Annotated in this window: 15 protein-coding genes and 1 pseudogene; 4 read left to right on the top strand and 12 right to left on the bottom strand. The window is 50.9% G+C overall.

The features are described 5' to 3' along the window. Positions 1–423: 423 nt before the first annotated feature. Complete coding sequence (locus A7D21_RS31960) at positions 424–654, top strand: hypothetical protein (protein WP_019818108.1); 231 nt, start codon at positions 424–426, stop codon at positions 652–654. A gap of 187 nt (positions 655–841) precedes the next feature. On the opposite strand, the gene A7D21_RS31955 is transcribed toward A7D21_RS31960, so the two are convergent. From A7D21_RS31955 to A7D21_RS31925, 7 genes are all read right to left on the bottom strand, one after another. Continuing rightward, positions 842–2,281, bottom strand: a complete 1,440-nt coding sequence (locus A7D21_RS31955; protein ID WP_069553644.1) for a glycosyltransferase family 39 protein — start codon at positions 2,279–2,281, stop codon at positions 842–844. Next, on the bottom strand, positions 2,275–3,258 hold the full coding sequence (locus tag A7D21_RS31950; protein WP_024073373.1) for a glycosyltransferase family 2 protein: 984 nt from the start codon (positions 3,256–3,258) through the stop codon (positions 2,275–2,277). Before A7D21_RS31950 ends, A7D21_RS31955 begins: the two co-directional genes overlap by 7 nt. Continuing rightward, a complete protein-coding gene (locus tag A7D21_RS31945) occupies positions 3,224–3,643 on the bottom strand; it encodes a GtrA family protein (RefSeq protein ID WP_024073372.1) in 420 nt (139 codons plus the stop codon). Before A7D21_RS31945 ends, A7D21_RS31950 begins: the two co-directional genes overlap by 35 nt. A gap of 788 nt (positions 3,644–4,431) precedes the next feature. Next, positions 4,432–4,758, bottom strand: a complete 327-nt coding sequence (locus tag A7D21_RS31940) for a DUF2790 domain-containing protein (protein WP_019818112.1) — start codon at positions 4,756–4,758, stop codon at positions 4,432–4,434. A gap of 149 nt (positions 4,759–4,907) precedes the next feature. Then, complete coding sequence (locus tag A7D21_RS31935) at positions 4,908–8,060, bottom strand: CusA/CzcA family heavy metal efflux RND transporter (RefSeq protein ID WP_024073371.1); 3,153 nt, start codon at positions 8,058–8,060, stop codon at positions 4,908–4,910. A gap of 24 nt (positions 8,061–8,084) precedes the next feature. Then, positions 8,085–9,329 (bottom strand): efflux RND transporter periplasmic adaptor subunit, encoded by a 1,245-nt coding sequence (locus A7D21_RS31930; RefSeq protein ID WP_024073370.1) that lies wholly within the window; start codon positions 9,327–9,329, stop codon positions 8,085–8,087. A 67-nt stretch (positions 9,330–9,396) separates the two neighbouring features. Beyond that, positions 9,397–10,668 carry a TolC family protein gene (locus tag A7D21_RS31925; RefSeq protein ID WP_131672237.1) on the bottom strand — a complete coding sequence of 424 codons (1,272 nt, stop codon included), beginning with the start codon at positions 10,666–10,668 and terminating at the stop codon, positions 9,397–9,399. A gap of 392 nt (positions 10,669–11,060) precedes the next feature. Between A7D21_RS31925 and A7D21_RS31920 the strand changes: the two genes are divergently transcribed. Both A7D21_RS31920 and A7D21_RS31915 read left to right on the top strand, forming a co-directional pair. Further along, positions 11,061–12,404, top strand: coding sequence for an OprD family porin (locus A7D21_RS31920; protein WP_024073368.1), 1,344 nt, complete (start codon positions 11,061–11,063; stop codon positions 12,402–12,404). A 495-nt stretch (positions 12,405–12,899) separates the two neighbouring features. Beyond that, complete coding sequence (locus tag A7D21_RS31915; protein WP_019818115.1) at positions 12,900–13,574, top strand: heavy metal response regulator transcription factor; 675 nt, start codon at positions 12,900–12,902, stop codon at positions 13,572–13,574. A 762-nt stretch (positions 13,575–14,336) separates the two neighbouring features. On the opposite strand, the pseudogene A7D21_RS34905 reads toward A7D21_RS31915, so the two are convergent. Further along, positions 14,337–15,181: pseudogene (locus A7D21_RS34905) on the bottom strand (IS66 family transposase); the annotation flags it as partial. A gap of 233 nt (positions 15,182–15,414) precedes the next feature. Here A7D21_RS34905 and A7D21_RS31905 point away from each other — a divergent pair. Further along, positions 15,415–15,696 (top strand): DUF411 domain-containing protein, encoded by a 282-nt coding sequence (locus A7D21_RS31905; protein ID WP_181125140.1) that lies wholly within the window; start codon positions 15,415–15,417, stop codon positions 15,694–15,696. 124 nt (positions 15,697–15,820) lie between these two features. Here A7D21_RS31905 and A7D21_RS34900 read toward each other — a convergent pair whose 3' ends face one another. The 4 genes from A7D21_RS34900 to A7D21_RS31885 all read right to left on the bottom strand — a co-directional run. Beyond that, the gene (locus A7D21_RS34900) at positions 15,821–16,219 is read right to left on the bottom strand and encodes a zf-TFIIB domain-containing protein (protein ID WP_073844972.1); all 399 of its coding nucleotides are present in this window, start codon (positions 16,217–16,219) and stop codon (positions 15,821–15,823) included. Between the two features lie 46 nt (positions 16,220–16,265). Beyond that, the gene (locus tag A7D21_RS31895) at positions 16,266–18,725 is read right to left on the bottom strand and encodes a heavy metal translocating P-type ATPase (RefSeq protein ID WP_024073364.1); all 2,460 of its coding nucleotides are present in this window, start codon (positions 18,723–18,725) and stop codon (positions 16,266–16,268) included. Positions 18,726–19,239: 514 nt separating this feature from the next. Next, positions 19,240–19,371, bottom strand: coding sequence for a hypothetical protein (locus tag A7D21_RS36395; protein ID WP_024073362.1), 132 nt, complete (start codon positions 19,369–19,371; stop codon positions 19,240–19,242). Positions 19,372–19,636: 265 nt separating this feature from the next. Further along, the coding region (locus tag A7D21_RS31885; RefSeq protein ID WP_069553643.1) for a MerR family DNA-binding protein at positions 19,637–19,969 on the bottom strand (333 nt) is incomplete at its 5' end.

Genomic DNA, 19,969 nt, shown 5'->3' with positions numbered 1-19,969 from the left:
CCCGCCTTAAACTCTTTCACGCCCCTCTGAGTGAACCACAGACGGAGTCAAAAAAATTCGACAGCCAGTTTGACTAACCGCCAACGGCGCCGCATTTGAGATGCCAGCTAATCTAGCCGTTAGCTTCGATGCGTAAACAAAAATATCCAATCGCTGCTACACAGTCTTTAGATCGTTTATGGCTAGCTTCCACTAGTGGCAAAAAATCCAAAAACATCAATGGCTTAGATATCACATTAAAGGTTATGAAAGAAAAATAGCCTGCTTCGGAGCTTTCACAAACACAAAATTTATACCGTTTCACCAAACGCATAAATTACGAAATTGTAATGATTCCCTCACCCTGCTGTTAGCTTCAAAATCCTAAACTATCAAACCACAAAGGCTGCTAGTTAAGCAGACCTAGTAAACATCGAGGGCACAATGAAATTCATAAAACTCCTCTCTATTGGTATCGTACTGACTGGATTTATGAGTTCCGCTTTTGCTGAAGACGGTTTCGAGCGAACCAAAAATTTCAAAGATAACTTCCGAGCCGAGCAAGCTCGTCTATGGGGTCCTGATGTATCGGAGAAAAGTAAGCAGAAAATTGCTCAAGAAAAACAGAAAGAACCTAAGGGCATTAGCAGCAAGTCGACAACTAAGAGACAGTAAAAAACAATTAACACGATCAAAGCCATCGACAAAAAGCCAGATTAATATCTGGCTTTTTAGCAACCTCTCCCTAATTGTACTTATTAAATAATTTTTCAGCATCAAAGATAAATCCTGAGATGGATTATTCACTTTAAACTGAAAAGCAGCTAGAAATTTAAATACTCTCTTCGCCGGGCTCTTACTTTCAACGGGAGCCAGTAGCACTATCTCCTAGAATATTTTCACCATCCTGTGCAGTGTCCTTCCAGCGGCATAGAAGCAGTTGGCTCGCGTTCGTTTCAGTGATTATTTTGCAACCAACGTCTACAGGTAGATCAGAATCGCTGTCGCGCAAACGCCTGGAAAGGTAGAACGATCTGTCGCGAGGCCACTTGTCAGGATCTTTGATGCTTTTGGACATTCCCCGGCTATAAAACTCCGACGAATACGAGCGGCGGCCAGGATAAATCAGGGGGCCCGATTGAGACGACTGCACATCCAGCCAGGCCTGCACTAAATCTCGCTGGTTCTGAGGACGATCCTCAAGCACACCGTTATAGATAATACCGGCGCCCGCGACTGGCAGCATCAGAGCGCTCGCTGCAGCAGCCCAAGCAGTCTTTCTGCCCACTTCGCTGATACATTCGGCAAGGAGTAGCGTCCATGCAAGCAGAGCAGGAAGAAGATAGGTCCAGAGAATGTTACCAGAGAAAGTAAAGAAAACAGGTGTCGCCAATGCCCAAAGCCAAAGGTATACATCGAAGCGCTGCATCGTCCCACGCCTGCTAATAACGAGGGGTAGAAAGAAAGTCCAAGGAAGCAACGCTAAGCCAAGCTGAATCCATATGGTGCCGTAGGGCTTGGCGTGAGCACTCCCGTAGAGATCCCCGGCCCAATCACTTACAACATATCGGCTCCAGTGCTCGCCGACAAAAAAATACTCAAGGAAACCCGGCGTCTTCATTTCGGCTGCAATGTACCAAGGCACTGATATACCTAACATGAGAGCAATCCCCGTTACCCAAGGAAGCCTCAATACCCGATTCCATTGCTTGTAGATGACGATCCAAAAAAATGCTGGCGCGCCCATCAGTACCAAGGTCAGTGGCCCTTTAGCAAGCAGGCCCAAGCCGAGAGCTAAGAACATAAGGTAGGCATCCCCTTTGCCTGCGCACTTCATCCAACGCCAGAAACCATAGCTGGCCAACAGGATCGAGAACGATAAAACGGGGTCAGTCAGCACAACACCACTGGACACCAAGCCCAGCGCCGTGCCGGAAAAGATGATGGCTGCCCAAATGCCCGCCTTGCGCGATACCTCCTGTGTCGCGAGCCTGATGATGATGAAGCAGCTTGCCAAGTGGAGAAACCAGGCTGGGAATCGAGCAGCAAACTCATTGGTGCCGAATACCGTCATGCTCGCCGCTTGGGTCCAGAAAGACAGCGGTGGCTTGCCCCAAAATGGAACTCCGTAATCGAACATCGGAGTCACCCAGTCACTCAGTTCAACCATCTTGCGTGCCATTTCAGCGTAGCGTGCTTCAGAGGTATCCATCAGGGGATATACGCCCAGCCCCAGGAGACGCAAAAGCAGAATCGAACTCAGGATGAACCACAATGTTCGCTCGCTTTTCAAATTCAGCATTTCTTACCCTCGAGTGAGGAAGCCGGAGGATGAATAGTCATGGGTCGCGCTTCATTATTACTATTTAGAAAATAAAGGGGGCGGCGTTTGACCTCCGCGAGCGTTACGCCTACGTACTCGCCCACCAGTGCAACACCCACGCACATGAATGAAGCAATTCCGACAAGCAGGTGATGGATGTCAAAGGAGCCTGCTACCAGTACTGCGAGCAGGTAGCAGATGCTGGAGACAAAGAAACTGAAGCTAATGAGACTGAATATACGAAGCGGCTTGCGGGAGAAGCTGAGAATACTTTCGATGGCTAGGTCCAGCAGGCTAGCGGCGTTCCACTTGGTATTGCCGGCATGACGGGAAGTGCGATTGTAGGGTAACTCAATGGTGCGAAAGCCTACCCAGCCGATCAAACCCTTAAGAATTCTGGAGCGTTCGTCCAGCGCTCTTAAGGCGGCCAATGGAGCAGGACCAATCAGACGGAAGTCACTGACATCCACCGGAAGATCAACTTTCTCCACCAGGCGCTGCATGATCCAGTAATAGCTACGTGCACTCGTGCGTTTTAGCCAGGAGTCGCCAGTTCGCAAGTCGCGTTGCATGTTCACAACGTCGTAACCCATCTGCCAATGATATACCATACTCGAGATGAGTTCAGGTGGATCCTGAAGGTCGACATCAATGAAGATCAATGCGCTACCGCGTGCATGGTCGATCCCTGCACTTAACGCAGCCTCTTTTCCGAAGTTCCGACTTAGGAACAGGCATCGTACATTTGATCCATCTTGATAGTGTCGAAGTAGGTCTGCAGTTTGATCGCTACTACCATCGTCGACATAGAGAATCTCGCACGAAACAGGCAGGCGCTTTACAACTCTGGTGATGCGCTTGTGAAATTCCGGAATGGTTTGCTCTTCTTGAAAGCAAGGAACCACTATTGTTAACAAGGGGTCAGCGCGTTCGGAAAGCCGATGTGATGTCCGCATGATTGAATGTCCAGAAACGATGCGCAGTGAATCCGAGCGCAGTTAGGGTTAAAGTCACTAAAATCTGAGAGACAAGCGGTGAGAGATTGAATTTAATCAGAACCCACATACCTACACCATTACCGATATTAGTTGCCAACGAGACAAGTACAAACCTGATAGGTTGAAGCTTATAAATTCCCGTCGCCACGAAACTGAGCCTTCTATTACCAATATAGCTAATAATAGCGCCTATCACGCCTCCGCCAACGCTGGCTAACACTGGATCAGTAACTCCATTTACAATAAGCAGGAGAAATACAAAATAGTGCCCCCCGGTTGCTACGAATCCAATGCCTAGATAACGAATAAGCAAAGCTATGATCGACATGCTTGTATTTTCCATCTACAAAGACTAAACAACCCGAAGTGAAAAAAAGTGAACTGCATGTAATTTCAGAACTAAATGATGCAGCACCTCGACAATAGCTGTGCCACCCAACAAACACCAAAAAACCCTAATAATAAACTGAACAAATAACTCTAGCATGATCCAGAGATTACAATTCTGATAAGAGCATATACATGATGGCACTTTAGATCTTGGACAATTAAGCACTTTCTCAAAACATGAAAACCAGTAACGACACCAATAATTACACCAATTAAGTATCAACTTACCAACCAGTGATCCATTTTCTCACGAGCGCCCATCAGTTTAAACAAGAAGCAACCTGCTAAACGTACGTGTCGTCGAGCTAAGCCCATATATTCAGTGTTTATTTTTGGTTGGGTAGCAAGCTAGTACGACCCAGAACTTGCTGCCACACCATCGACTTTCGTTTTTCGTTCAAAGCCTGAGGACTCACCTAAAGCAATTATCCGGAGTTAAGTCTTTAAGTAAGCCTAAGCCCCGAGCCAATTATAAACTTTCCAATAAACACCCTTATCAAGCCGCACTTCGACTGAGTCAGTGCTCATGCTTTGCCTGGATGTCACAGAAATCAGTTTTTTTCAAAATTCGCTGCTTCTGAGTGCAAATTCGCCGGCCTAAATTTTTTAGCTGGACTTGACTTACTTTTGGGGAGGGGGGCAAGGACTGACAATCTTTGGTTAAAACATGTCAAGGACCATAGAAAACGCCAGGCATCGCCTGGCGTTTTTCTATGGCCTCTAAAAATCCTATCGATGCATTCAATTTTTGTTGTTGACACATTGGGAAAACAAAGAATAACGAATCGTATTAAGCTCACCCCGCGAGTCTTCGTAGGTCATCAACCGTTGATACACCTCGCAAGTACGGGGATCCTGGGACTGACGCACAAATTTTGCAACATCAATCTTCATTCCATACTTGTAGTCCTGAATCTCTGGTATTGGCTTATTATTTTTCGCCGCATAGCTAGCCACGGCGTTCTGATGTTCCTGAATATATTGCAACTGCTTCTTTTCGGAAAACGTAGTAGCTTGTGAAACTATAGGCAAAACAGCTAGGGCTGCCGCAATGATAAGCTTTTTCATAAGGTCCTCTCAATATCAATCTTATTGGGAGTAACCTTATCAACTCACAGGCATCACCGGCATGACGGTAAACTTACAATTTTGAAAGGTGACAACAATATCCAGAATGAAAAGCCCACAACGTTGCTGTGGGCTTCTGTTATGGGCTATCAGCTACCCGCTTCATCACCATCATCATCTTTGCGGTGTGCCCATTGATACAGAGCAGGAAGCACCAACAGAGTAAGCACGGTAGACGAAAGAATCCCGCCAATCACCACTGTCGCCAGTGGCCGCTGAACTTCAGCACCGGTACCTGTTGCGAGAGCCATCGGGATAAATCCGAGGGATGCGACTAGGGCTGTCATCAGAACGGGCCTTAACCGTGTCAACGCGCCTTCATCTACCGCTTGCCGGAGGGTACGTCCTTCCTCCCGCAGCCCGCGGATAAAAGAAATCATAACCAGGCCGTTTAGAACTGCCACACCGGACAGCGCAATGAAGCCAACTCCCGCCGAGATAGACAGCGGGATATCCCGCAACCACAGTGCAACTACACCGCCGGTGAGTGCGAATGGAATTCCGGTGAAGACCAGCATGCCATCCTTCAAGTTGTTGAACATCAGGAACAGCAGTGTCATGACCAGAAGCAATGCGACTGGAACAACGATCTGCAGACGCTTGGCTGCTGATTGCAACTGCTCAAACTGGCCACCCCAGGTAGTCCAGTAGCCTGCTGGGATCTGCACAGTAGCCAGCGACTTAGTCGCTTCTTCAACGAACGAGCCTAGGTCACGGCCTCGAACGTTTGCACTAACTACTACCAGCCGTTTCCCATTTTCGCGGCTGATCTGGTTCGGGCCCAACTGCAAGTCAAGATTAGCGACTTGGGACAGAGGAATGAACCCTATCTGATTAGCATCCTGAGCAACATTAGCAGGCACAGGAATCAGCAAGCTGGACATACCCGCTACGTCAGTGCGCACGGTCTCAGGCAGTCGCACCACCATATCGAACCGACGATCGCCCTCATACAATGTACCTGCCTGGCGGCCACCCACAGCAATAGCAATTGAGTTTTGCACATCCGCGATGTTCAAACCGTAGCGTGCTGCTTTTTCGCGGTCGATGTTGATGGTTAACACAGGAAGGCCGGAAGTCTGCTCAACCTTGACCTCCGATGAGCCCGGTACCGCTTTAAGCGATGCCGCGATTTTGTTGGCGGTGCTGTTGAGCGCGTCCATGTCATCGCCAAAAACTTTCACCGCAACGTCACTACGCACGCCCGAAATCAGCTCGTTGAAACGCAACTGGATCGGCTGGGACAACTCATAGTTGCTTCCCGGGACACCTGCTGCGGCTTTCTGCACCTCAGCGATCAGCTCATCACGAGGCTTATTGGGATTTGGCCACTGATCCTGAGGCTTAAGCATTATGTAGGCGTCAGAGGCGTTAGGCGGCATTGGATCAGATGCGATTTCTGCAGTACCCGAGCGTGCGAACATCCGCTCTACTTCTGGGACCTGCGCTATTACCGCTTTCTCCAGGCGCTGTTGCATCTCGACGGACTGAGTAAGGCTCGTTCCGGGCACTCGCATAGCCTGCATCGCAAAGTCGCCCTCACTAAGGCTGGGAATGAACTCGCTACCCATACGACTTGCAAGTATACCGCTAAGTACGACCAGAGCTACTGCAGCCGAGAACGCAATGTTCCGGTGCCCAAGAACCCATTGCAGTATCGGCTCATAGCGCTGTCGGGCGGTGCGCATTACCACGCCCTCCTCTTCCTTGACCTTGCCAGTGATGAACATGGCGATAGCAGCAGGAACAAAGGTTACGGAAAGAATCATTGCCCCCAGCAGCGCCATTACGACAGTGAATGCCATGGGGTGGAACATTTTTCCTTCGACGCCGGTTAGGGCGAAGATCGGCAGATACACTACCATGATGATCAACTGGCCAAATATCAGTGGCCGGCGAGCTTCACCTGCAGCGGCAAAGACTTCATGGAAGCGTTCTGCTTTGGTGAGTATGCGACCATGCTTGTGTTGCGCATGAGCCAGTCGGCGGATCGCGTTTTCTACTATAACCACGGCACCATCTACAATAATGCCAAAGTCGAGTGCTCCCAAACTCATTAGGTTTGCACTAACCTTGTTGTTGAACATACCTGTGAAGGTAAATAGCATGGACAGCGGGATCACCATTGCGGTGATCAGTGCTGCGCGGATGTTGCCGAGGAACAGGAAGAGAATAGCAATTACCAGAATCGCGCCTTCCACCAAGTTCTTCTTCACCGTCGCAATGGCTTTTTCAACCAAGTTGGTACGGTCATAAACGGTCACAGCAACCACGCCCTTCGGCAGGGTGCGGTTGATGTCGGTCAATTTGGTGGCCACAGCTTGGGACACTGTACGACTATTTTCACCAATCAGCATAAATACGGTACCGAGTACTACTTCGCGACCATTCTCAGTAGCAGCCCCCGTTCGCAGTTCTTTACCGATGCTGACTTCAGCAACGTTGCTGATGCGAATCGGCGTGCCATCTACACTGGTAATTACGATGTTGGCAATATCTTCGATATTGCTTACCTGACCCGGCGCACGAATGAGCAACTGCTCACCATTACGCTCGATGTAACCGGCGCCCACGTTGGCGTTGTTGCTTTCCAATGCAACTACCAGGTCATTAAGTGTCAGCTTGTAGGTAGCCAACCGCTTCGGGTCCGGCGCAATCAGAAACTGCTTGGCGAAGCCACCGATGGTGTTGATCTCGGCAACACCAGGGACGTTGCGCAGCTGCGGCTTGATAATCCAATCCTGGATCACTCGCAGGTCGGTGGGAGTGTAAGGAGTACCATCTTCTTTGAGTGCGCCATCTTCCGCTTCAACGGTCCACAGGAAGATTTCACCAAGCCCGGTGGATACAGGCCCCATGACGGCCTCGACCCCATCTGGCAACTGTTCCTTTGCAACCTGCAAACGCTCGTTAATGAGTTGGCGGGCAAAAAAGATGTCAGTACCGTCTTTGAAGATCACGGTGACCTGTGACAAGCCGGAGCGAGATAGGGATCGGGTTTGCTGAAGGCCCGGAAGACCGGCCATGGCCGTTTCAACTGGAAACGTGATCCGCTGTTCGGTTTCCAACGGCGAGTAACCAGGGGCGCCAGTGTTAATCTGCACCTGGACGTTTGTGATATCAGGCACCGCATCAATGGGCAGTTTTTGGTAGCTGTAGATACCTATACCGGCCATGATTAGAACTGCGATCATTACTACGATGCGCTGCTCAATGGCGAATCTGATGATACGTTCAAACATAAGAAATCATCCTGTAAATTCGCATCAGTGGCCATGCTCGGCAGACGCTTTGCCAAGCTCAGACTTGAGCGTGAAGCTGCCACTGGTTGCCACTTGGGCACCCGATTGGAGGCCTTCGGTTATTTCCACATAGCCACCGGCACGGCGACCTAGAGTTACCCTGCGAGTGTCGAAGCCCTCAGTGGTCCTCACGAAAACTGCAGTTTTTTCCTCGACGGTCTGCACCGCTGACTCTGGAACAGCTACAGCAACTTGATCAGTTTGTGACGTGACTGCGATGCTCACGAACAGCCCCGGTCGCCAGGCCCCATTGGGATTGGTCAGAGTGACACGGACGGGCGCTGCACGATTCTGCTCGCCCAAAAGGCTGCCTACGTAACCCACCTTGCCCTCGACCTCAGCCTTCATGTCAGGAGAAGAAACCTTTACCGAGCGGCCAGTCACGACCTTTCCGAGATCGCCAGGAGGAACCGCGAAAGTTGCCCACACCTGATTAAGATCGGACAGGATGAAAGCATTGGTTGCCTCGCTGACCACCTCACCGACGGTCAGGTGCTTTTCCACTACAACTGCGTCGAAAGGCGCACGCAGTTCATAGCGGTTACCGCCTGCAGAATTGACCGAAGCGCCGATTGCTCCGACCTTTTGCTTAGCGTTGGCCAGTGATATTTCAGCTTCTTGCAAAGCTTGTCGCGCCTGAAGGTAATCTTGCTCGGCGGAGATTTTGTCCTGCCACAACTGCTTCTCGCGGTCAAAAGTCAAGCGTGCCAACTCAACACGTCGCTGTGCAGCTTGTTGCTCACTGCGCATATCCGAGATCTGTTGACTGGCAATCACCGCAAGGACTTGGCCCTTCTTGACCGACTCGCCCAGGTTCGCCTGAACGCTTTCAACAACTCCAGGAACGCGAGGTACCACATGTGCGGTGTGGTCCTCATCAAACCGTATTTCGCCAGGAAAAGTCACAATAGTGCTAATCTCACGGGGAGCAGCTGCTTCCAGAACGACGCCCGCAGCCTCAATCTGCTCGGCGCTAAGCGTCATCTTGCCCTCTTCCTCATTGGCATTTTCGCTGTGGCCTTCCTCACCGTGACCTTCATCCCCCCCGTCTTTAGCAGGTGCTACAGCAGTTCTCTCATGGCCATCTTCAGTGCCATGTTCGGCCTTACTGACTGGAGGCTGCTCGGAACTGGAGTTCCAGGCGAAACTGCCAAATCCGAGGACTGCCACAGCGATTACCGCGAGCGCGATCTTGCGTTTGTTATCCATTGCTACTCCTGCTGATCTTAGGTACCGGCTTATTCAAAGACGCATACAAGGAAAATGCCTGGCCTGTTCAGCGCGTATTGGCAGTCAAGCCGACGTCGCCATACACCCTTTCCACTTGAGCACGCGCATTGGTCGCAGCCGCCAAAGAGTCGAGGTACTGGCCACGAGCAACTATCAAGGTGCGCTGAGCATCCAGCACTTCGATGAAACCGAATTTGCCCATCTCAAATCCACGAGTTGCGGTATCCACGGCCTGTTGAGCTGAAGGCAGGATCGTCTTGTCATAGGACTCGACCTCCTGCATGGCGGTAGCCCACTGATTCACTGCGGTTTGAGTTTCGGAACGTAGCCTGAGCTCAACAGCGTTTCGCTGGTCTCGGGCCTGATCTGCGCGGCGAGAAGCGGAAAGAATGTTGCCCTGATTGCGATCAAACAGCGGTAAAGGCATCGACAGCCCCACGACATTGACCCTCTCGCGAATAGAGCGGTCGTATTGGCTACCAACACTCACGGTGAGATTCGGGATGCGCTGCGCCTTTTCCGCGCCTAGTGAGGCATCGCTCTTATCTATTTGAGCAAGCGCTTGACGCATATCTGCGGTTTGATCGAGCTTCGCCAGTAATTCTGTAGCTTGCGGCGGCTTGCCGGGAGATAGGTCTGGCGAGTCAAGACGATCAAATGCAGTGACCGAACTGCCTATTAACTGGGCCAATTGCTGGTAAGCCGTTGACTTCAAGGTTTCAGCGCGCCTTACCTGTAACTTGGCTTCAGCCAGTTGCACCTGAGCGCGCGTGGCTTCCACCGGCGAGGACTTACCGGCACGCACCCGTCCATCGACGATGCGCAGACCGCGTTCGGTGAGCTCCAATGATTGTTTTGCCAGATTCAAGCCGGTCTGAGCTCTCAAAGCAGCGTAGTAAGATTGAACAACATCTGCACGAAGGCTATTGACTCGACGGTCCAGCTCTAACTGCGCGACGCTTTGACCGTAGGTTGCAACCTCGACACGAGCACGTCGCTTGCCACCCAACTCTAACGGCTGACTAAGCGCGACAGTCGTCGTGCTGGTATTACGACGGGTGTCTTCTACTTGATAAGAAATTTCAGGATTGGGGATGAGTCCAGCCTGCTTGCGCACTCCTTCAGAGATTCCGATCTCTTGACGTGCTGCTGCAAGATCGGGGTTAGCGTCTATTGCCGTCGAAAGCGCTTCAGCCAGACTGAGACTCTGGGCAAATGCGGCAGGCACCCACAATCCAGACAAGACCATACAGAACACAAAGACTTTCAAAGGAAAGATGGGGGTTTTAGATAAAGCAATGTGATTATACCAGGGCACTTTGATAGTCCTCATGCACAAACTTTGATAAAGCTTGGCGAGAACGCCTAAACAGCTGCCAAGCTCCTCTGGATCAGGTGATGGCACTCTAATCAGCGATCACTATCAGAGGGGTGGCTATAAAATTACAATTTCGTTAGAAACCCTGGGGGGATAGTCGAAATAGAAAGCTTTCAGGCGAAACGCAGGGATTTAGTGAAAAAGATTCTGGAAGCCCTGCAACGGTGGAAATACCTGATAACAGAATTGTAATCACCCCGTCACCGACTCGTTATCTTTGATCTGCAAATATGACCCAGGCGCTATTCTAAGTGCTCCACCGGGCCAAAACAACAGACTATACCCGCGTAGGTAAATCATAATAAAAACTGCCGTAATCAAAGGAGCATCGCATGAGACACAAAGTAACTTTGTATTTGGCTGCGGTTTCAGCTTTTTCTGGAAGCTATGCCCTCACGGCACAAGCGGAAGGTAAACCAGAAGGTTTTATTGAAGGTAGCAGCCTTACTGTTCTAAACCGCAACTTCTATTTCAATCGTGATAATCGTGATGCATCTGCGCCGACTTTCAACAGCGGCAAAGGCAATACCAACGGTTATTCCGAAGCTTGGGCACATGCGATAATCACTAAATTCAACTCTGGTTTTACGCAGGGCACTGTGGGCTTTGGTATAGATGCGTTTGCAATGATTGGCATCAAGCTTGATACTGGTGGCGGGCGCAACGGTGGCCGTAGCAGCTTTGACGTGCTGCCTGTTAACGGTGACGGCGAAGCACGTGATGAATACACTAAGGTGGGTGGAGCAGCGAAGTTTCGGCTGTTTGATACTGTCGTAAAGGTTGGAGATGTTTTCCCCGCAACACCCGTCGTGGCATCGGGAGATTCTCGCTTACTCCCTGAAAGTTTCCGCGGCGTGACGGTCGAAAATAGTAGCATTCAAGGCCTAACCTTGCAGGGTGGTCGACTGCATGCGATGAGCCAGCCTGGTTCCAGCAACTTGAACGATAACTTTGCCACATTTTATGCCGGCCCGGTCAACTCGCCTTGGATTGGGTACGGCGGCGGTGATTACCAAGTCAACGACAACATCACGGTGAGCCTTTACGCCAGCCAATTGAAGGATGTTTGGAATCAATACTATGCCGGTAGCAGCCTCACTTACCCACTCAGCGATGATTTGACGCTTATCGGCGGATTCAACTACTACAAAGCTGTAGATGAAGGCAAGAAGCGCCTGGGCGAATTCGACAACAATATATGGAGCGCCAAGCTCGGCGTCCGGTACGGTGCGCATACTCTTGCACTGTCTCATCAGCGAAACAATGGCGATGACGACTTCGACTACCTTCGTCAATCAGACTCAATCTTCGTTGACAACTCAATACAGTACAGCGACTTCAACTCACCGAAGGAACGCTCTTGGATGCTGCGCTACGACTTGAACATGACCAGCTACGGTATTCCGGGGCTATCGTTCATGACTCGTTATGCCAGAGGTTCTGGTGCAGACTATTCGAACGCCAATCAATTCTATATGCGCACTGATGGTAACGGCGATCCGCTCACGAATCAAAAACGTTGGGAGCGTGATATTGAAGTCAAATACGTCGTACAAACAGGTGCGGCGAAAGATCTTTCCTTGCGATTACGTCAAGCAAATACTCGTGCCACTGCATTCGAATCGGACTTGGATGAAGTACGCCTGATCGTTGAATATCCACTTTCGATACTGTGAGCCCTAAACAAGATCGATTTATTCATGTGACTCGCCTAAAACAAAAATAGCGAGCTTAAAGAATTCACCTTGAGTTGCTTAAATGCTCCTTTGGTAAAAGGTGAATATTTTGCGCCCCCCTGGGGCGCTTTTTTTTACCTAAAATTCGAGTAAATCTTCGAGTACGCGCACCGCGTCCCGATGGAGTTCATGACTGCACCAGTGACCGCCTTCTTCAGCATGAGAAAAATCGCCCTCATCTGCACGGAATAAAATGGCCATAATAAAAAAAACAACCCAACATTTCATAAGGTCAATTCAGCAGTAGAGAAATAACCCGCAACTGGTTGGTCCGAGCCACGATATAATATATCGCGATGTTATCAAGTGTATTGCTCACTGATTACAAGTACGTTATTTAGCCCCCACCCAAGTGGTTTTGAATTATCATTCCTGCCAATGATGACAGCGCATTCGCGTAGTTAAAACAGCTCAGTCATATCGAGACAAAATCCAATGCGAATTCTGGTAATTGAGGACGAAGTAAAAACTGCCGAATATGTGCGCCAAGGCCTTACGGAGAGCGGTTATATCGTGGATTGCGTACATACCGGATACGACGGGCTTTTTCTGGCCAAACAACATATGTACGAGTTAATCATCCTAGATATCAACCTGCCGGAGATGGATGGGTGGCAGGTACTTGAATTGTTGCGAAGAAACAATTGTCTTTGTAGAATTATGATGCTTACTGCTCGAAGTCGCTTGGTTGATAAAATCAGAGGACTAGAGAATGGTGCAGATGATTACCTAATTAAGCCTTTTGAATTCCCGGAACTGCTTGCTCGAGTTCGCGCACTGATGCGCAGGTCTGATAATCCAGCATCTGTTGAGATCATTCGCGTAGCCGATCTGGAGCTGGATCAAAGCCGTCATAGGGCGTTTAGAGACGGTCAGCGTATCGACTTAACAACGAAGGAATTCGCACTTCTGCACTATTTAATGAGAAATACGGGAATTGTCCTGAGTCGTACACAGATCATATCTCAGGTATGGGACATGAATTTCGACTGCGATACAAATGTTGTAGAAGTTTCAATTAGAAGATTAAGAGCCAAGATGGATGATCCTTTTGAAAACAAACTGATACATACACTCAGAGGCGTAGGATATGTTCTAGAAAAACGCTAGCGTGCTGTTCTTGAAGCAATCACATACGCTCCTGTGATTTCGCCGACTCACGGGCACTTCAGGTTTCATCCAAGTTTGTCTTTCACTTGGCGCTTCTGGCCTACCGCGTCGGATATACATTTCGGCGCGCAAAAAACTTGCTAATCGAAGCTTTCAACTCGCCTACCGGTCCAAAACCGTGGTGCGAAAAAACACCATACCCCCCCCGAAACAGCGCTCGATAATGCTTATCCACAAGCTGGATTTCAGTGTCCAATGTATGTGGAAGCGTTCAGACCCGCTTTCACTTTAGGTATTTGTGAGTAACGTAGTTGCCGATGATAAAGTGTAGTTCAAGGAACGTGGATTTTTATCAGTTGATACTCTCATAATCTGGTGAGACGAACTACGTGACGGTGCCACGGCGCACATATCCATGTAGTTGCGTGTGGATATGATAAATCTACCGGGGCATGAAGCCTAAGCATGCCATGGAGTGGACAATACGGTCGTGACTTAAAGGTCGCATACTCTATGATCTCTGAAGGCGAGCAAGTGAATCACTCCGGCTCTCTAGATACCTTGCAAGCTCATTGCATAACGCTTTTAAACTCTACAGTGAAAGCTACATATTGAAACGATTACGGCGTTTTGCGTTGATGGTTGACGATATTCGACACCTCCCCTTGCCGTCGGGTTAAGCCGTCACACTTGCTCAATCGTCAGAACTTTTGCATTAGCTTGAGTATCGCCATAAGCGTCCGGGCATCACGCCTTGCGTGATTAAAAAGATTGCGGCAGCAACTGATCGATTTCACTCGCCCGCTGCGTCGGCAGCCGCGTGAGAGCATCCTTCAGATATGCATACGGATCATGACCATTCAGGCGCGCAGACTGGATCAGACTCATGATCGCTGCCGCACGTTTTCCGCTGCGTAAGGCCCCTGCAAAGAGCCAGTTCTTGCGCCCAAGGCCCTATGATCGGATCTGGTTCTCTGCCCAGTTATTGTCTATGGGTACAGCCCCGTCATCGAGGTAGCGCGACAGCGCTGCCCAGCGTTCGAGACTGTAATCGAGTGCTCTGCTGATGGCTGAGACTTCAGGCACGAGGTCACGCTAGGCAATCAACCTGGCGTGCAGCATATTCATCACCCGTACAGCTTTTTCTTGCCGTATTCGGAGTCGTAAATCCGGCCCCAGATCGCGACTTCGCTTTCAATTTCGTACAACAACTGGATATAACGCAGAGCTTGCTCCGCAAGCGTGCTTTTATTCTTAGCGTGCAACTCAAAGAAATTACGTTGCGCATGAGCCATTCACCCGATCTCGGTCACGTCTAGTTCGAAGCTGGCTTTGTAACCGACACAATCATCGCAGACCAGCTTGTCCTTCCAGTCATTCAGGAAGTTGCGAGCGTGTTCTCCGGCGCGGCTAGGGCTGAAGTCGTGAACCACCGCTGCCGCGTCCGAGAACTGGCTGGTGGCATAGGACCAAATATAAGAACTGTGGGTTTTCTTAGTTCCCGGCATGAGCATTTGCACAGGTGTCTCATCGGCTTGAATAATCTGCTGCCCGAGAACCACTTCGCGCAGCGCATCAACCAGCGGCTGGAACTGAACCCCAGTCACGGCCATCTGGCCACCGTCGGTGAGGCTATGCACGCTAACTCCTCCTCTCTTTCTCTTCGTTAAGTAGCATCAGCCATGAATTCATTCAAAAAGACCGTTCAAGTCATTGCACTCGTTGCAACGCTAAATGCAGCCTCATTGTTACAGGCAGCGTAATCAATTGCCGTCTACAAAGCCCCTAACTGTGGCTGCTGGACCAGGTGGATCGCTTATCTGAAGGAGTGGTCGACTATATGGAAAACAACATTAGCGATATGAACGAGAAGCTCGGCGTACCCGTAAATCTGGCGTCGTGCCACACGGGAGTTGTAAGTGGGAAATTCGTCGAAGGCCATGTTCCGGTCACACAAATTGCTGAACTAAGTCGACGAGCCAATCTGGACGGAATAGCTGCCTTCGGTATGCCCGTGGGATCGCTCGGAATGGAGTCAGGTGACCGACGCAGCGCCTACCCGGTAATTGGGATGAGCAAGTCAAGGGGAGAGACGGTTTTACAGGATTTTCGGGCCCGCTAGTGGCTGAGGAACCGCTCTACTAAACTGGTTGAATACCGGATACCGGGTTTCGAAAAAGCTACAGCCGGCTGATCAAATCTTCCGGCTGGAGTCTGATTAGCGGATCGCTGTATCCAAGCAAATATTAGTCGAAAATTTCCCGTAAAAACGATTTCTTATGATAAACCTGCTCTTCCTGATGCCTCGACTGATTCTGATGGCCGTTCTGATATCCGTCCCGCCAACCACCACCGTGACCAGGCTGCGGCGCGGAGTGGCCGTGCTTAGTGCCGCGTTTGTTGTCATGGTGGCCAGAAGACGGCTGGGCATACACAGGTTCAGACGGAGGTGTACCTTGCAGCGACTGAGATACGCTCTGTGGAAGAAAACGAGCTTCTTGTTCTTCCTGCTGGCTACGCTCGATGATCTTGTCGAGTTCTCCCCGGTCAAGCCAAACACCTCGACATTGCGGGCAATAGTCGATTTCAACGTTTTGACGTTCCGACATTACCAACAGTACTTCTTTGCAAACTGGGCAGTGCATGGTTCTCTCCTCCAGCGAATGAGCTATATAAAACGCAGCAGCCATTTCACCGACGCAGCAGCCGCAAGCCATTGAATACGACGAGCAAGCTCGCCCCCATGTCGGCGAAAACGGCCATCCACAATGTCGCGAAACCAGAGAGAGCCAACGCCAAGAAGACAACTTTTATGCCCAGAGCCAAAATGATGTTTTGCTTTAGAACCGAGGCGGATCGGCGACTCAGGCTGATAAAGTACGCGATTTTTCGAGGGTCGTCGTCCATGATCGCAACGTCAGCTGTTTCGAGAGCTGTCGCTGTCCCTGCGGCTCCCATTGCGAAACCTATATCGGATTGCGCTAAGGCGGGGGCGTCATTAACGCCGTCACCAACCATCCCAACGGCGCCATATCTGCGTTTGAGTTCAGCGACTGCAGTCTGCTTGTCCTCTGGCATCAGATTTCCACGGGCATCCTCGATGCCCAATTGCTCAGCGATCGACCTCGCCGTCGCAGGATTATCCCCAGTCAGCATTACTGGAACCACGTTCAAAGCCTTCAAAGCAGCCACAGCTTCAACACTCTCCGGTCGGACTGTGTCTGCGACCGCGAATATCGCGGCGGGGCCGCTATTGCCGCATAGCACGATCACCGTTTTGCCAGTTTCCTCAAGCCGTGAAAGTCTGGCCTCCAGCTCCGAAGAACACACGCCCAACTCCTCAACCAAACGATGGTTGCCTAGATGCCAAAGATGACCGTCGATCGTGCCTTTCACGCCTCGGCCATTTAGCACACTGAAGTCACTGACAGGCAGAGCCACAGCGCCAGGCTGCTGCGATTTCCACCCATTGACCAATGCTTTCGCTACTGGGTGGGTACTTTGCTCATCAAGACTCGCAGCAATCAAAGTTGCCTTCTCGATAGACAAGTCACTGAATATATCTGAGTCAGTCAGAACTGGCTTGCCCTGAGTCAACGTGCCTGTTTTATCCAGAGCAACCACCTTCAGCAGGCGCCCGCTTTCCAGGTAGGCACCACCCTTGATCAAGATTCCATGCCGTGCGGCTGCGGCAAGACCACTCACAACAGTGACAGGCGTTGAGACGACCAAGGCACAAGGACACGCGATGACCAACAACACCAGGGCCTCATACAACCATTCACCCCACGTACCACCAAGCAGCACTGGGCCTAAAACGGCAACAAGAAATGCCACCGCCACTACGGCTGGGGTGTAATACCGTGCGAACTGGTCAACGAACCTCTGCGTCGGCGCCCGCTGAGACTGCGCATCCTGAATCGCGGCAGCAATACGAGCGAGCGTACTTTCGCCAGCGACTGCCGTGACAGTCGCCTCCACGACGCCGTCTGTCACGATACTGCCAGCATATAGCGGATCCCCCTCTGCCTTATCTACTGGCAAGCTTTCACCAGTGATAGGGGCTTGGTCGAGAGCAGCACGACCAGATTCCACCCTCGCATCCAGCGGTACCCGCGACCCTGTGCGAACACGAATACGGCTGCCGAGAACGACATTCTCAACCGGGTGTTCTTTCCAGCCAGCTTCGGTCATGACTTCCGCAGTCTCAGGAGCTAATGCAGTCAGCGATTTAATCGCGTTACGCGCTCGCTCAAGTGAGAGTGCTTCGATGGCTTCGGCAATAGCGAAAAGGAAAACCACCATCGCGGCTTCCGGCCACTTGCCAATCACCATGGCACCCAAGACAGCCAAAGACATCAAGAAGTAGATGTTCAATGTGAAGTTCTTTACAGCGATCCACCCCTTCTTCAGAGTTGGTAGACCAGCAGTAAGAATGGACAGCGCAGCCAAGGACATTACAGGCAAAGAACCCTCCTGTCCGGTCGTCCAAGCGATCACTTCAGCGGCGATGGCAGCTAGACCGCTGACCGCCAGCAGCCCTTTCAAGCGCGTCGTCAGAGCAGGTGAAATGGCATTCGGGGTTGCGCCGGCCTCGATGAGATTGGGCCCCATATCCAGCGCGGTCAAAGCGATGACTATCGCCTTCGGATCATCCAAGCGATGATGCACTGTCAGCTCACGATCCAACAGATTGAAATCAAGTCGTGCGATGCCAGGCATCGGCTCTAAGCGATTACGAATTAGCCGCTCTTCGGTAGGGCAATCCATCTTATCAATGCGATACCGAACCAGGGTCGTGCCTTCTGGCTCAGCCATGGCCGAATGTGAAGTCACCGCCCCTGCGGAATCCACTTTGCTCAAACAGCAATGGTCGGCATCGGAATGGGCTTGAGCTGAAGTGCCATGATCGTGTGCGCTATGGTCTTGATTATGGTCGGTGGACTTGGCTCCACAAGGCTGAGAATCCTTCGAACCGCACGCATGCGATCCCGTTCTGCCCAAGCTCTCGGCGTGATCAGGCCCATGCTCAACATGATGTGCACGAGAATGAACCTGTTTGGCGAAGGTCTCGCGGGGGTCAGCAGAACAGCAATCGTCCGACTTCGGCACGAGGTGCAATTTGGCTTTCGACGGGTTTTCCTGGCTCATGACGCATCTACCAATAAGGATATGGCGTCATTGAACAGCCTGTAGTAGCTACAGTGTCAAGCAATGAGTTTGAAATTTCGACTGGGCCGAGGGCGCCGCTCGAGTCTACGTCCCTCAGTGCGAGCGCCTGATAGCTGCATGCTGCGATGCATCAGCCAGGTTGGTCAGCACCTCAAATGCCCACTCAGCTTTCACCCTGGGAGTCATGCATATCGAGCAAGTCGTCAATCGCGTTGTGAAGCCTACGAGTAAACGTTTGGAGAAATCCGCCATGATGGTTTTCGACGCCATTGGCATGTGTCGGCTGTAGACCTCTCTAAGCGCTCATTACCATCGGTAGCCGACAGGGTTAAGGGTAGAAATATCCAGAAAGCTCCTCGACACAGTCGCACCAGCATGTCCTCCTCAACAACCCTACTACAAGCTTTTCGGCATTAATTAGGAGATGCCCACTGGAAATCCGGTGACACCTGCTAACCGAGAATAAAACCCCGCCATGTCTGGCGGGGTCTCATCAATCACCCTTCTTGTGCTTATGCACGTCCAGGTCGGGATGCTTAGGCTTGTTCTCGGGGGTTACACGGCGACGCTGGTCTGTCTTGCCGGTTGATTCGGCAATTGGCTTGGGCCCAGGTTTGATGGCCATAGAACTTGCTCCTTCAGTTGATAGGTATATGCCCTGGCAAACGTCTGCCGTGTAAGCGTTCGCTCAGTACGGTCACGAGATTGAGGGCCCCAAACACTATAGCTTGATATTTTTATGCCAGCAGTGGCGCACCACTTTAGTAAGCGTCTGCCGAACACATCTTGCACCAGCCCGTTTGGTGTAGACGGACGCTCGAAAGACCCTGTCGAGACTATCGCGCTATTCGGTTTCAATGGCAGCTTGCTCCCCTATGCTCTTGACTCGTCTAGGAGCAGCAACCAGAGCGAGCCCCAGCAGCGGGTTCGAACAGTGACTCAATAATCGTACAGTCTGGAGTGTTCGAGCCTAGGCATCTTGACTCACACGTGCCTGCCATTGAGAGCAGCTCTATCCGGATCTGCAGGAGCTTAGCTACCTTAGATTCCACTTCTGCCAAGTGCTTCTTGACCACCGACAACGCATCAGCACACGGACGATCAGCATCTGCCGCGAGCGCAATGAGTTCGCGGATATCGTCGAGTGGAAAGCCCAGTTCACGATTCTGCCTGATGAAGATGAGTCGTGACCGATGCTTTTCGGTATAGATTCGATGCCGCCC

This window comes from Pseudomonas sp. AP19 (assembly GCF_001728855.1).
Classification (GTDB): domain Bacteria; phylum Pseudomonadota; class Gammaproteobacteria; order Pseudomonadales; family Pseudomonadaceae; genus Aquipseudomonas; species Aquipseudomonas fluorescens.
This window is presented reverse-complemented; position numbering and strand designations above follow the sequence as displayed.